Genomic DNA, 14002 nt, shown 5'->3' on the forward strand with positions numbered 1-14002 from the left:
AGGAGCGCGAGACCGATAAAAACAAAACGGGCCTGCGATTGCAGGCCCGTTTTTCAGTCGCACGTGAAATGAACGAAGTTTCAGCCGTGAAGGGCAGCCCGTTCGTTCTCCAGGAATTCCTCTTCCAGCAGCGCATCGGCCAAGGCTACGGATTCAGTTGGCGTCGAATCGGCTGCGCGCTTGCCGCGCAGTTTGCCGAACAAATGCTCCAGGGCATTTTCAAGTTTGGTGGCCGCGCCTTCTATCGCCAGCTCCAGCGATTCGGCCTTGTGCGTCACGGAGACCGGCTGATGGCCCTTCGGCCGAGCTTCAAGCTGGCAACGCAGATCATGGGGACCCGGCTTATCGCCGTTCTCGTCCCGCAGATGAACCTCGACCCGTGTCAGGTCCTCTTCATAACGTTCGAGCGTGCTTTCGATGGTAGTACGTACCCACTCCTCCAGTCGGATGCTGCTTTGAATATGGTTATCGCTGTTGACTTGGATTTGCATAGTTCATCCCTTATTTCAGCTAGCTCGCCGGGAGCCGTCGACGTTGATGCAACGGCCCCTTGAATACAGAGTCGGGCTGGCGGAAGAACAATTCAAGCCCTAAAAAAAGATAAATATTCATATGCAAATAAAGCCAGACAACGGGCAAAAGCGCTGTTAATGTCGGGAGTTGCCCCGCCCCGCTATCCCACCGCCTATCGCCTCCCCTCCTGCACCGTCAGCGAACATCCACGCTTTATTGCCCCGAAACGGGCAGCGGCCACAGCCGCATTCCAGAGCGTTTGGCGCCCAGGCTCCGGGATCATTGTCCGACAGTTTTTCCGGCATGCCACTTGCTAACTCCCTGTAGGAGCTGCCGCAGGCTGCGATCTTTTGATCTTGAGGCCTGCCCGGCCCCTGGAATCTTGAGATGAATACGATCATGGAATGGCCGGTGGTCCGGTGTTGCGAACTAATCCCGATCACGGCCGGTCAACAACTGCACGTTCAATCAGGCGGTGACGCATCATGGACAACCCTTTTCAGATCATTACCGACGCCTTTGCGCCGCATTATCAAATCAACCTGAGTATCCAAGGCCTGGACGGCAGCATCATGCTGACCCTGTCCAAGAGCGGGCGCATCGTCGCCAAACGCATGATCAGCGCCCAGCAGCGCAACGACCCGGAGCGGCTCAAGCGCCTGGTGCAAAGCATTCAGTTCGGTATCGCCATCGAGCAGGGCCACAGCGCCGTGGCCATCCTCGAAGCCATGACCGGCGGTGACAACATCAAGCTGCCACCACCGCACGCGCAGGGGCCGGCGTCCTCTGCCGCCGGGATCTAGATTTCTCCTTTCTCCACTTCGGCATGCTCGCTGGAACCCGCGCCGACCTTGCGGTGTGGGTGCTCGATCTTCACCGAGGGGAACTGCGACGAAGCGTAGCGCACCACCAGGATCGAAAACGCCAGCAGCAGGATGCCCCCGCACAGGTAGATGATCCCCAGGTCTGGCGGGCTGTGATGGGAAACGTTGGAAATCAGCAGTCGCGTCAGCGCCGTGATCGCCACGTAGATCAAAAACCGCACCGGCATGTGGTTGGTCTTGAAGTAGATCCCGACCATCGCCCCCAATTCCAGGTAGATGAACAGCAGCAGGATGTCATCGATCTTGATGTGCCCCGCCTCGATCATCTGCAAAAATTCCATCACTGCCGCCCACGCGGTCACCGCACCGATGGCGAACAGGGCCAGGTAATGGAAGGTCTCGACGAACAGGTTGCCCAGGGATTCGGCCAGCTGATGCACGTTCTGGCGCAGATTCTCGGCCCAGTTGATTTTCACGATGTAGTTTCCTTAGGTCGGCTCGACCGGATGATGCGGGTTGGACGTGACGGTTGTTCTGCATGCAGAAAAAAGGCCAGCGACTGAGGGTGAGATGGCGATAGGCTGGCATCCGGCACTTTTGCGAGCTTCATGCGGCCTTATCGCGAGCAAGCTTTGCTCCCACACAAGCTTTGCTCCTGCACAAGCCTTGTCCTCACATGTCGAAATCGGTCTACATTAAAAAGCCACTATCCAAAGCAACAGGATTCGCTTATTCTTTTGCCTGTATATAAATACAGTAGTCACAAAGACAACCAATGTGAAGGCATGTGAGGTGGTGAATGGCCGTCGAAGTGGTATACCGCAGCAGCCGAGATCTGGAGCGCTTGTTCATGGATAAAGCCGAAGCTGACCGTCATGACAAAATGCTGGAACTCGCCGAATTGCTGGCCGAGGTGTTGCAAAAAGCCGTTCCATCGCTGAGCGAGCAACAGGTCGAGGAAGCCGGGATCTACATGGCGAAGAATCGCGATGTGTTTGCCAAGGCATTCAAGAGCCAGCCGGACGCCTTGTCCGAACTGCTCAATCCGTCGGACGAATGACCAAAAGATCGCAGCCTTCGGCAGCGCCTACACCGCGTAGGCGCTGCCGAAGGCTGCGATCTTTTTTTAGTAATAACGGCGCGGATCCGAATCGATCAGGCTCGCCAGCTTGGTCAGGGCGAAACGCAGTTCGTCCTGGCTGGTAGGGGACATCAACACCAGCCGTACACAGCGGGTGGTCCCTGAGCGCTCAGCCTGGAACTGGGTGCCGCTGAGCACCAATACGCCGTTGGCCCGGGCGAGCATGGTGAACTCGTCGCTGGTCCAGGGCTCCGGCAGCGTCAACCAGACATGATAGGAATATGGCTGGGTCTTGAGCTCGAAATTGGCAAAGATTTCCCGGGCGATGGCTTGTCTTCCCGCCGCCTCGTTGCGCTGGATACGAATCAGCTTCTTGTCCAGGCCCTCGGTAATCACATTGCTGGCCAACTGCGCGGTCAATGGTGACGGCATCCAGACGCTGCTGCGCACCATCGAGGTCAGGCGCGACAGCAGTTTCGGCGGGCTGTAGATATAACCGACGCGAAGCGCCGGCATGACCGATTTCGACAAGCTGGTCAGGTAGACCGAACGGTCCGGCGCAAAAGCCGACAGTGGTTTGATAGACGGATCGGTGGCAAGGAAACCATAGATGTCATCGTCCAGGATGATGAAATCGAACTCCTCGGCAAGCGCGGCGATCTGGGCCCGACGCTTCTGCGACATGATCGCCGCTGTCGGGTTCTGGCAGGTCGCCACGCAGACCAGCATCGCCGGCTTCTCTCGCAGGCACAGTTCGCGCAATGCTTCGGGAATGATGCCTTCGTCATCCATAGGCACGCCACGCAGGCGGCGTTCCAGGCCATGGGCCAGGGAAATGATCCCCGGGTAGCAAAGCGCTTCGCAGAGCACCAGGTCACCGGCGTTGGTCAGGGCGCTCATCGCCACCATCAAGCCATGCTGGGCCCCTGCCGTAATCACCACTTGCTGCCATTGCGCGTCGGGCAATGAATGACGCAACCATTGCGCCCCGGCCTCGCGATGCGCCGGGTGCCCACCATCCGGCGCGTAATCGAGTGCGCGCGCGAAATCGGTGCTCTTTGCCATGCCCACCAGCGCGCCACGCAACCAGTACTCCAGGGTTTCGCTGTAGGGCTTGATGATCGAAAGGTCGAGCAGTTCGGATTGCCCCAGGTTCAGCGGCGCGGCGGCGCTGTTGCTGGCCGGCAGCTCCAGTTGCTTCTGGTTGAGCACGTAGGTGCCACGCCCCACTTCCCCCTGCACCAACCGACGCCGATGAGCTTCGCTATAGGCCCGGCTGATGGTGCCCGGCGTGACATTCAAGGTGGTGGCCAGCTCCCGCAAGGTCGGCAGGCGATCGCCCTCGTTCAGCACGCCGTTGTTGATATCGCGCGCCAACGCATCGGCAATCGACAAATACATCGGCTGGCTGAACTCGCTTAGCTGGGGAACCCACATGAATGATCACTGCCCATCGTAGAAATGATGAATATCCGAGCATATCACATGGAGGTTAGGCAACTAATAATTCGACACAATCAGCCATTTGAATCGATTGATTCGATTATTGAATCGTTTCTCAATGCGACACGAATAAATTTTTAGAACAAATATTATTATTAAAAATCAATCAGTTAACTTTAAAAAATCGCAAAAACCGTCCGTCATAGCAGAAAAATATCTCGTAACAATCCAGCTTCCTATTGAATCAACTCAATTCATTCAAATACACTGATTCCGAATCGAAGCAATCGACTCAATCATTCACTGCGTGCTTCTGTCGCGCCAAGTCGAGACATCATGGACACATTCAGAAAGGATCTATCCCTGTCAGCGGTCATCGCGGGTTTCATCGCCGTGATCATCTCCTACGCCGGCCCGCTCATCATCGTGTTCCAGGCAGCCAAGGAAGCGCACCTACCCAACGACGTGGTGTCTTCATGGATCTGGGCCATTTCCATCGGCAGCGGAATTACCGGCCTGTTCCTGAGCTGGCGCCTGCGTGTTCCGGTCATCACCGCGTGGTCGACACCGGGGGCAGCTTTGCTGGTGTCGATGCTGCCCACCGTGACCCTGCCCCAGGCCATCGGTGCCTATGTGGTGGCGTCGGTGATCATCGCGCTGGTCGGTCTGTCCGGTGCGTTCGACAAACTGATGAGCCGCCTGCCCAAGGCCATTGCCGCCGCCATGCTCGCCGGCATCCTGTTCCGCTTCGGCGCCGAGCTGTTCACCTCGATCAAGCTGCAGCCGGCATTGGTGCTGGCGATGATCGCGGCGTACCTGGTCTTCAAGCGCTTTTCGCCACGCTACGCGATCCTGTCGGTGCTGATCGTCGGTTGCGCAGTGGCCGCCTCATTCGGTGAACTCAACAGCAGCTCGATCACCATCGCCGTGGCCCAACCGGTCTTCATCGCCCCCGAATGGAACTGGCACGCAATCATCAACATCGGCCTGCCACTGGCACTGGTGACCTTGACCGGCCAGTACGTGCCAGGCATGGCGGTGTTGCGCACCTCGGGCTACAACACGCCAGCACGCTCGATCATTTCGGTCACCGCGATTGGCTCGGTCCTGATGGCCCCGTTCGGTTCCCACGGCTTTAACCTGGCGGCCATTACCGCAGCGATCTGCACCGGCCGCGAAGCCCACGAAGACCGCGACAAACGCTACATGGCCGGGATCGCCTGCGGGGTGTTCTACATTCTGATGGGTACCTTCGGCGCCACCCTGGCCTCGGTGTTCTCCGCACTGCCCAAAGAATTGATCGCCTCCCTCGCCGGCCTCGCCTTGTTTGGCGCGATCAGTGCCGGGCTGACCGGCGCCATGGCTGACGAAAAACAACGCGAAGCGGCACTGATCACCTTCCTGGTGACGGCTTCGGGCATGAGCTTCCTGGGCCTGGCCGCCGCATTCTGGGGCTTGATCTTCGGCCTCGTGGCGCACTTCGTGCTGACCTACACCCGCGAACGCAAAGCCGCCGTTATCGCCGAGGGCAGCCGACCATGACCGCTCGTTACGACTTCATTGTGGTGGGTGGCGGTATCGCCGGCGTGTCTGTCGCTTATGAATTGGCGGCCCATGGCAGTGTCTGCCTGCTCGAACAGGAACAACAACTGGCTTATCACACCACAGGGCGTTCAGCCGCGATCTCGATGGAAAGCTATGGCAACCAACAGATCCGCTCACTGACCTGCGCGTCCCGGCGCTTTTTCGAAAATCCCCCCGAGGGCCTGGCCGAGCATCCGCTATGGGCGCCCCGGGGCGCGCTGATCGTGGCCCAAGCGGCACGGGTGGACAAACTCAAAGCGCGTTTCAGCGCCGTCTTGGGCCAAGTGCCCACGGCCGAGTTGCTCGACGACAAGCAAGTGCAGGAGCTGGTCCCCTATCTCGCCGAAGGCGCCTGGAGCGCCGGGATCTACGAGCCCAGCGCCTTCGATCTGGATGTGCACGGTATTCACGGCGCCTACCTCGGTGGGCTGCGGGCCCGCGGTGGCGTGATCAAGCGTGAGACCGAAGTGCTGCGTGGCGAATATCGCGACGGGCACTGGCACCTGCAGACCCAGGACGGCCAGCCATTGCAAGCAGCCATCGTGGTCAACGCCGCCGGAGCCTGGGCCGATGAACTCGCCGAGCGCTGCGGCGTGCCCAAGGTCGGTGTCCGACCGTTGCGGCGCACCGTGCTGGCGGTCGACCCACAATGTGACGTGCATCACACGCCCTACCTGGGCACGGTCGACGAGGATATTTTCATCAAGCCTGAAGCCGGGCGGCTGATCGTCTCCCCTTGCGATGAAAGCCCCTCGTTGCCCTGCGACGCCCTGCCGGAAGAGCTTGACCTGGCCATCACCATGGATCGCCTGCAAAACACCACGCGCCTGCGCCCACGCTCGATCATCAACAAATGGGCGGGATTGCGAACCTTCGTCGCCGACCGCTCGCCGGTGCTCGGCCAAGATCCGCAGCAAGAGAGTTTTATCTGGCTCGCCGCCCTCGGTGGCTACGGCATCCAGGCCGCGCCCGCCATTGCACGCCTGTGCAGCCATGCGGCGCTGGGCATCGCCATGCCGGACGACCTGGCGGCGCTGCAACTCAATTACCAGCATTTTTCCCCGGCCCGTTGCCGCGACGAGGAATTTTCCAGCCTGGCCGTCAAGCAGGTTGCCGATTTGCATTAACCCCAATCCACTTAACAAGGAACGTCACTATGCAAACCACCGCTCACATCCAGCCCGCCGCCAAACCTTTCCTTGGCGAAGAGAACGTGATTTTCACCGACAAGGCGCCATTGCCGCTGGGTACCTATTCCCAGGGTATCAAGGTCAATCACGGGCAGACCATCTACCTGTCGGCGCAGACCCCGGTCTCGGCGTTGAACAACGAAGTGCTGGCCAAGGATTTCGAAGGCCAACTGCGCCAGACCCTCGACAACCTGGTGCAAATGGCCGAAGCGGCAGGCGGCACCCTGGCGAACGTGGTCAAGGTCACGGCGTTCATCACTGACTTGAATGAATTCCCGACCCTCAACCGCGTCATGGAAGAGTACTTCACCAAACCCTACCCGGCCCGCACCACCGCCGGCGCCAGTGCACTGGCACGCAATACCCTGGTTGCCATCGACGCCATCATGGTGATCTGAAACACCTTCCGTCAGCGGAGTGCCCGTCGGTCCGGCGAATTGGACCGACGTTGGCAAGGAAAGCACCAGCACAGCGTACTTTCAGAGGGTGACCATGAAAAATTCGTACAGAGAGTATGTATTGCAGTGCCTGGTTTGCGATCGAAGCTACCAGCCCCATGAGGTCAGCTATTACTGCCCTCATTGCAAAGTCGATGGTGCCCTGGACGCGCTTTACGACTACCCGACACTCAAGCGCGAATGGTCCCGGGACAGCCTGGCCCATGACCACGCCCGTGGCATGTGGCGCTATGACCGCTTGATGCCGTTGAGCTCGACGCAGTTCATTCCACCGTTACTGGTGGGCAACACGCCGCTGTACTCGCGCCCGGAATTGCTCGGTAAAGGCGCCCGGATCAAAGTCTTCGTAAAAGACGAATCGCGACAACCGACCGGGTCGTTGAAAGATCGCGCCAGCGCCCTGGCGGTGGCCCACGCCATGCAATCCGGCGCCCGCACCGTGGCGGTGGCCAGCACTGGCAATGCCGCCTCGGCATTGGCCGGAATGAGCGCCAGCCTGGGCTTGCGCAACGTCATCTACCTGCCCAAGAGCGCGCCCCGTGAAAAGCTCGCGCAGATGCAGGGCTACGGCGCCGAGATCGTGCTGGTCGACGGGCAATATGACGAAGCTTTCGAGCAATGCCTCAACGCCTGCGAAGAGCACGGCTGGTACAACCGCACCACCGGGATCAACTCGTACATGAGCGAAGGCAAGAAAACCGTCGCCTTCGAGATGTGCGAACAACTCAACTGGCAGGTGCCGGACCTGGTGTTCGTGCCCGTCGGCAACGGCTGCATCCTGGGTTCGGTCTACAAAGGCTTTTTCGACTTGCTGCAATTGGGCTGGATCGAACGCATCCCACGCTTGATCGGGGTGCAGGCCGAGCACAGCAATTTCATGTACCGCGCCTGGCGCAACGACCGCTCGATGCAGAAAACCGAACGCCGCCCCCCCACCAGCCTGGCCAGCAGCATCAATGTGGCGCTGCCGCGTGATCGCCTCAAGGCCATGCGTGCGGTCACCGCCAGCGGCGGTGAGTTCATCTGTGTCAGCGACCCGAGCATCGTCGCAGCCGCCTCGAGATTGGCCGCCAGCACCGGCGTGTTTCCAGAAGCCGGCGCCGCCAGTGCCTTCGCCGGTCTGCTCAAGTACGCCGAAACACACCCCGACACACCGCAAACCGCCGTGATCCTGATCACCGGCAGCGGTTTGAAAGACACCTCCATTTTTCTATCCGACTCGACCAAAAGCCAGCCACGGGTGTTGCCGCATCACGTGACTGCGCCGCTGGCCGAAGCGCTTATCTAAGGAATCGCACCATGAGCCTGCAAAATTTCGACCCCGCCATTGCCCGCCTGATCGACCGCGAGCGCAACCGCCAGGAAACCCACCTGGAGCTGATCGCTTCGGAAAACTATGTCAGCGAAGAAGTGCTCCAGGCCCAGGGCTCAGTGCTCACCAACAAATACGCCGAAGGCTATCCGGGCAAGCGTTACTACGGCGGCTGCAAGGTCGTCGATGAAATCGAGAACCTGGCCATCGAACGGGCTCGCAAATTGTTCGACTGCGAATACGTCAACGTGCAGCCGCACTCCGGCTCCCAGGCCAACCAGGCGGTTTTCCTGGCGGTACTTGAACCCGGCGATACCATCCTGGGCATGTCCCTGGCCCATGGCGGCCATCTGACCCATGGCGCCTCGGTGAATTTTTCCGGCAAGATCTACCGGGCATTTTCCTATGGCCTGGACACGGAAACCGAAACCCTCGACTACGAAGAAATGGAAGCCCTGGCCAGGGAACACCGGCCGAAGATGATCATCGCCGGAGCCTCGGCCTATTCGCGCACCATCGACTTCCAGCGCTTTCGCAAGATCTGCGATGAAATCGGCGCCTACCTGATGGTGGACATGGCCCACTACGCCGGCCTGATCGCCGCCGGCGTGTATCCGTCGCCGGTTGGCATCGCCGACTTCATCACCTCCACCACCCACAAGACCTTGCGCGGCCCGCGGGGCGGTCTGATCCTGGCCAAGGCGCAATATGGCGCCCTGCTCGACAAGACGATTTTCCCGGTGTACCAGGGCGGCCCGCTGATGCACGTCATCGCCGCCAAGGCCGTGGCGTTCAACGAAGCCTTGGGCGACGGGTTCAAGCACTACCAGCAGCGAGTCATCGACAACGCCCGCGTCATGGCCGACGTCCTGACCCGACGCGGCTTGCGGGTGGTGTCCGGCGGTACCGACTGCCACATGTTTCTGCTCGATCTGCGCGCGATGAACATCACCGGCAAAGACGCCGAGGCGCTGCTGGAAAGTGCTCATATCACCTTGAACAAAAATGCGATCCCCAACGATCCGCAGAAACCGGCCATCACCAGCGGCATTCGCATCGGCACGCCGGCACTGACCACACGCGGATTTGGCGAAGCGGAATGTGCCGAAGTGGCGAACTTGATCGCCGACCTGCTGGAACAGCCAGACAACGCAGCACGCCTGGATAACACCCGGCGCCGGGTGATGCACCTGTGCGAATGCTTTCCGGTGTATCTGCTGAGGTAGGCAGCGGCACACTGTAGGAGCTGGCGAAGCCTGCGATCTTTTGATCTTTTGATCTTTTGATCTTTTGATCTTTTGATCTTTTGATCTTTTGATCTTTTGATCTTTTGATCTTTTGATCTTTTGATCTTTCGCTTGAGATTCAAGTGTCTGGGGAAAGATCGCAGCCTCGTTGCACTCGACAGCTCCTACACAGCTCCTACACAGCTTCTGCGCAGCTCCTGCGCAGCTTCTGCGCAGCCCGGCAGGAGCAAGCTCTGGGCACTTTGATGTTTAACGGTACAGCAAACGCTCCGCCAGCTCATCGGCCACCCGGGCCGGTGAGCGCTTCTCCGCCTGGGCGTGGGCAAAGACCTCTGTGAGCCGGGCACCGATCTTCGACAAGTGCGCGGTGATCGTCGACAGTTCTTCTCCGCGATGCTTCAGGGCGACGTAGATCAGGCCGCCGGAGTTGATCACATAGTCCGGCGCATAGAGGATTCCACGTCTTTCCAATTGGTCGGCCACCTGCAGGTTGCTCAACTGATTATGGGCCGAGCCGGCAACGGCCGAGCAGCGCAGTTGCGCCACGCTTTGGCTGTTGAGCACCCCGCCCAGCCCGCAAGGAGCAAGGATGTCGCAGGGGGTGCTGAGCAACGCGTCGTTGGCGATCGGATGAGCGCCCAGTTGCTCCATCGCCAATTGCACCTTGCCAGGGTCGATGTCGCTGACTAGCAGCTCGGCACCCGCCGCGTGCAGTTGTTCGGCCAGGGCATAACCGACATTGCCCAGGCCCTGGATCGCCACCCGCAGGCTTTCGAGGTTATCGCTGCCCAGACGGGCCATGGCAGTGGCACGGATGCCGGCAAATACCCCCATTGCCGCGTGGGGGGCGGGGTCTCCCGAGGCGGTGGTGCTGGTGACGTGGCGAGTCTGCTGGGCGATGCAATCCATATCGGCCACCGACGTGCCGCTGTCGATGGCCGTGATATAGCGACCGTCCAACTGCTCGATACAGCGACCAAAGGCTTCGAACAACGCCGCCCGACTCTCGACATGGGCCGGGCGCATGATCACCGCCGCCCCGCCGCCGACGGGCAAGCCGGCCAATGCCGCCTTGTAGCTCATGCCCTGGGCCAGGCGCACAGCGTCAGCCACGGCACTTTCGTCGTCGGGGTAGGCAAGATAACGACAGCCCCCCAGGGCGGGCCCCGGACGACTGCAATGAATGGCAATCACCGCCTTCAACCCGGTTGCCGGGTCTACGCTTAGGTGCAGCGATTCAAGGCGGGAGCTTTGCATGAGAGCAAACATCGAAAGGCTCCCGAATCACTTTTGTTTGTTTCGCCAGTATAGGCGTGCGGTCAAAATTTGCTGGAGCACGCCGGAATAAGTCGCCGGGGTTGTCAGTCTATTTCGGCATAACCTGTTACCGCCTCTGCCCGAGGCTGGACGAAAACCCATGGCAGGATTAAAACGGGAACATAGCCCGGAGAGTTTGATGAAACCGCGCCAAGCTTTTTTTGATTGTCTGCACCGCTCACCGCCGGCACTGTTCGAAGCGGCGCTGTGGATCGCTGCCGAACACGATCGCGAGGTCGACGTACCGGCCTTGCTGAAGGATTTCAAAGAACTGCAACAGCGCGTCAGCCACGACCTGCCGATGCTGCCTGTCAGCGAACTGGGCCAGCCTTTGCTGCGACAGCTCAATGACCTGGGCTTCGCCCAAGACGACTTCACGCCCTTGCGGCCACGAGCGGCGTTGCTGGACAAAGTCCTGGCACGCAAGCGCGGGCAGCCCCTGGCCCTCGGGCTGATTGCCCTGGAACTGGCCCGAAGCCTGGAAATTCCGATGGTCGGTGTCAATTTCCCAGGGCATTTCCTGTTGAAGGTGCCCGGCGCCGATCACCTGCTCGATCCCTGCGGCGGCCGCCGGTTGTACCCCAATGACTGCCGGGAACTGCTACAGCGCCAATACGGCGCGAACATGCCACTCAAGGCTGAGCACCTGCTCAACGCCGAGCCGACGCAGATGCTGCAGCGCCTGTCGCGCAACCTGCGTCAACTGCACCTGGCGAACGACGATTACATCGCAGCCCTGATCGACGCCGAACGGGTACTGGAACTGGGCAACGCCAGCGCCGCCGACTACCTGGCCCGCGCCAGCCTGTATCAACGACTCGATTGCCCCAACGCCGAACGCTTCGACCTGGAACATGCCCTGATGCTCAGCGACGATCCGATCCAGCGCATCCGGCTGACGGAGCGGCTGGGGCATTTGCCGCCGAATTCGGTTGTGCATTGAGCGGTTGCAGGCGAGCAGATTCAAGTTGCTTATTGAATCGCCATCGAGAGCAAGCTCCACAGTTGACCCGAGTGTACGCAGATCAAATGTGGGAGCGAGCTTGCTCGCGATGGCGATGGAACGACCTACATCAATATCAAGTAGGGGTATCCGGCTGATTCGCCGGATGCGCCTGTTGGAACGCCGCATGCCCGGCTGCCAACGTCGCAACACGACGGATCCGCGGATACGCCAGCAACGAAACATTGAACCGCTCGGCGGCGTACAACTGCGGGATCAGGTACACGTCCGCCAGCCCCGGCGCCGCACCGAAGCAATAGCCGTCGTCGCCAATCAACTGCTCCACCGCCGCCAATCCCTGGCTGATCCATTGCCCGATCCACTCCGTCACCTGCGTTTCATCGTGGCCCCACTGCCGCAGTTTGTTGAGCACGCTGACGTTGTGCAGGGGGTGAATATCGCAACCGATCAGCGCGGCGACGCCACGCTCGTGGGCGCGTACCGCCAGGTCGGCGCTGAGCAGCGGCATTTGGGGATAACGCTCCTCCAGGTATTCGATAATGGCGGGCGATTGCACCAGCAACTCGCCCTCATCGGTACGCAGCGCCGGCACCCGGCCCTGAGGGTTGATCGCCAGATAGGCCGGCTGGCGATGCTCGCCCCCAGGCGCAGCGATCAGATTAACCGGCAAGGCCTGGTAATCCAGGCCCTTGAGCGCCAACGCAATGCGCACCCGGTAGGACGAGGTGGAACGGTAGTAGGTATAGAGTTCCATGCCCTGCCCCTCAACGTGCCGGCAGGATCTTGCCCCGGCACTCGCCGAAACCGATGGAGGCGAAACCCTCGCGGCGGCAACGGGCGCGCAAGATGATTTCGTCACCGTCCTCGAGGAATCGGCGCACTTCGCCAGACGCCAGTTCGATCGGTTTTTTACCGCCTTCGGTGATTTCCAGCAGGCTGCCGAATTGATGGTTTTCAGGCCCCGACAAGGTGCCCGAGCCAAACAGGTCGCCGGCCTGCAACTGGCAACCGTTGACACTGTGATGCGCGACCATTTGCGCCACGGTCCAGTACATGTACTGGGTGTTGCTCAGGGTCAGGCGCTGGGCCGGCAGATTTTGCTCGACCATGGCCTCGGTCAGCAACAGCACCTCCAGTTCGATATCGAAGGCACCGCCGGCCTGGTCACGCTTGTCCAGCAGGTACGGCAGCGGTTGCGGATCGCCTTCCGGGCGCGCCGGTTGCGGGCGACGGAACGGTTCCAGGGCTTCAGCCGTTACCACCCACGGCGAAATACTGGTCAGGAAACTCTTCGACAGAAATGGCCCCAAAGGCTGGTATTCCCACGCCTGGATATCCCGGGCCGACCAGTCGTTGAGCAGGCAGAACCCGCCGATGTGCTCGGCGGCATCGCCGATAGGGATCGGTTCACCCAGGGCATTACCCTTGCCGATCCAGATGCCCAGCTCCAGCTCATAGTCCAGACGCGCACACGGGCCGAAGGTCGGCTCGGCCTGGCCGGCCGGCAGGGTCTGGCCCTTGGGACGGCGCACGTCGGTACCGGACGGGCGAATGGTCGAGGCGCGACCGTGGTAGCCGATGGGGACGTATTTGTAGTTGGGCAGCAATGGATTGTCGGGGCGAAACAACTTGCCGACATTCTGCGCGTGCTCGATACCAACGTAGAAGTCGGTGTAGTCGTTGATCCTGGCCGGCAGGTGCATTTGGCAGTCGGCAGCGAGCAGCAGCAGTTTCGCGCCCTGGGCTTCGACCTTGCCACGCAGGGGGCTGTCCTCGCGCAGCAGTTCCAGCAGTCGTTCACGCAGGGCAGCCCGGGCGCCGCGGCCCAGGTCGAAAAACCCATTCAACTGGCCGTCGGCCATGGCTTCGACGGCTCGACGTGCCGCGCCGTCAAACAAACCTGCATGCAGCGCCGCCTGCAGGTCGAAAATCCGCTCGCCAATCGCCACGCCGCTGCGCAGGGCACCGCCATCGACACTGAAGATACCCAATGGCAGGTTCTGCAACGGGAAGTCGGCGTGGCCGTTGGCGCTGGCGACCCAGCTACGGGCAGGGGAAAGTTGAGTCAT

14 protein-coding genes are annotated in these 14002 nt (G+C 60.5%); 8 read left to right on the plus strand and 6 right to left on the minus strand.

Annotated features, from left to right (window positions below; translation table 11 throughout):
- Nucleotides 1-80: 80 nt before the first annotated feature.
- Nucleotides 81-491, minus strand: coding sequence for an HPF/RaiA family ribosome-associated protein (locus GFU70_RS23575; protein WP_058543601.1), 411 nt, complete (start codon nucleotides 489-491; stop codon nucleotides 81-83).
- A 507-nt stretch (nucleotides 492-998) separates the two neighbouring features.
- On the opposite strand from GFU70_RS23575, the gene GFU70_RS23580 reads away from it, so the two are divergent.
- Nucleotides 999-1316 (plus strand): DUF3509 domain-containing protein, encoded by a 318-nt coding sequence (locus tag GFU70_RS23580; protein WP_058543600.1) that lies wholly within the window; start codon nucleotides 999-1001, stop codon nucleotides 1314-1316.
- Here GFU70_RS23580 and GFU70_RS23585 read toward each other — a convergent pair.
- Complete coding sequence (locus GFU70_RS23585; RefSeq protein ID WP_047699631.1) at nucleotides 1313-1813, minus strand: phosphate-starvation-inducible protein PsiE; 501 nt, start codon at nucleotides 1811-1813, stop codon at nucleotides 1313-1315. The genes GFU70_RS23580 and GFU70_RS23585 overlap by 4 nt on opposite strands.
- Before the next feature lie 323 nt (nucleotides 1814-2136).
- Between GFU70_RS23585 and GFU70_RS23590 the strand changes: the two genes are divergently transcribed.
- The gene (locus GFU70_RS23590) at nucleotides 2137-2397 is read left to right on the plus strand and encodes a YebG family protein (protein ID WP_003205410.1); all 261 of its coding nucleotides are present in this window, start codon (nucleotides 2137-2139) and stop codon (nucleotides 2395-2397) included.
- Between the two features lie 66 nt (nucleotides 2398-2463).
- Here the strand turns inward: GFU70_RS23590 and GFU70_RS23595 are convergent, their stop codons facing one another.
- Entirely contained in the window at nucleotides 2464-3855 is a 1392-nt protein-coding gene (locus GFU70_RS23595; RefSeq protein ID WP_058543599.1) for a PLP-dependent aminotransferase family protein, read from the minus strand.
- A 342-nt stretch (nucleotides 3856-4197) separates the two neighbouring features.
- Here GFU70_RS23595 and GFU70_RS23600 point away from each other — a divergent pair, with 342 nt between their 5' ends.
- The 5 genes from GFU70_RS23600 to glyA all read left to right on the plus strand — a co-directional run bounded on the left by GFU70_RS23600 (nucleotide 4198) and on the right by glyA (nucleotide 9631).
- The gene (locus GFU70_RS23600; protein ID WP_058543598.1) at nucleotides 4198-5403 is read left to right on the plus strand and encodes a benzoate/H(+) symporter BenE family transporter; all 1206 of its coding nucleotides are present in this window, start codon (nucleotides 4198-4200) and stop codon (nucleotides 5401-5403) included.
- Complete coding sequence (locus GFU70_RS23605; RefSeq protein ID WP_058543597.1) at nucleotides 5400-6572, plus strand: NAD(P)/FAD-dependent oxidoreductase; 1173 nt, start codon at nucleotides 5400-5402, stop codon at nucleotides 6570-6572. The genes GFU70_RS23600 and GFU70_RS23605 overlap by 4 nt, the downstream gene beginning before the upstream one ends.
- Nucleotides 6573-6601: 29 nt before the next feature.
- On the plus strand, nucleotides 6602-7033 hold the full coding sequence (locus GFU70_RS23610) for a Rid family detoxifying hydrolase (protein ID WP_153388885.1): 432 nt from the start codon (nucleotides 6602-6604) through the stop codon (nucleotides 7031-7033).
- A 94-nt stretch (nucleotides 7034-7127) separates the two neighbouring features.
- The gene (thrC, locus tag GFU70_RS23615) at nucleotides 7128-8381 is read left to right on the plus strand and encodes a threonine synthase (protein ID WP_058543595.1); all 1254 of its coding nucleotides are present in this window, start codon (nucleotides 7128-7130) and stop codon (nucleotides 8379-8381) included.
- A gap of 11 nt (nucleotides 8382-8392) precedes the next feature.
- Nucleotides 8393-9631, plus strand: a complete 1239-nt coding sequence (gene glyA / locus GFU70_RS23620) for a serine hydroxymethyltransferase (protein ID WP_058543594.1) — start codon at nucleotides 8393-8395, stop codon at nucleotides 9629-9631.
- Between the two features lie 270 nt (nucleotides 9632-9901).
- Here the strand turns inward: glyA and GFU70_RS23625 are convergent, their stop codons facing one another.
- Nucleotides 9902-10921 (minus strand): Glu/Leu/Phe/Val dehydrogenase family protein, encoded by a 1020-nt coding sequence (locus tag GFU70_RS23625; RefSeq protein WP_058543593.1) that lies wholly within the window; start codon nucleotides 10919-10921, stop codon nucleotides 9902-9904.
- A gap of 187 nt (nucleotides 10922-11108) precedes the next feature.
- Between GFU70_RS23625 and GFU70_RS23630 the strand changes: the two genes are divergently transcribed.
- Entirely contained in the window at nucleotides 11109-11912 is an 804-nt protein-coding gene (locus tag GFU70_RS23630; protein ID WP_058543592.1) for a SirB1 family protein, read from the plus strand.
- 136 nt (nucleotides 11913-12048) lie between these two features.
- Here the strand turns inward: GFU70_RS23630 and maiA are convergent, their stop codons facing one another.
- Both maiA and fahA read right to left on the minus strand, forming a co-directional pair.
- Nucleotides 12049-12687: a maleylacetoacetate isomerase gene (gene maiA / locus GFU70_RS23635; protein ID WP_153388886.1), complete on the minus strand. Its 639-nt coding sequence runs from the start codon at nucleotides 12685-12687 to the stop codon at nucleotides 12049-12051.
- 10 nt (nucleotides 12688-12697) lie between these two features.
- A complete protein-coding gene (fahA, locus tag GFU70_RS23640) occupies nucleotides 12698-14002 on the minus strand; it encodes a fumarylacetoacetase (protein ID WP_153388887.1) in 1305 nt (434 codons plus the stop codon).

The sequence above is a fragment of the Pseudomonas brassicacearum genome, from assembly GCF_009601685.2.
Taxonomy (GTDB): domain Bacteria; phylum Pseudomonadota; class Gammaproteobacteria; order Pseudomonadales; family Pseudomonadaceae; genus Aquipseudomonas; species Aquipseudomonas kilonensis_B.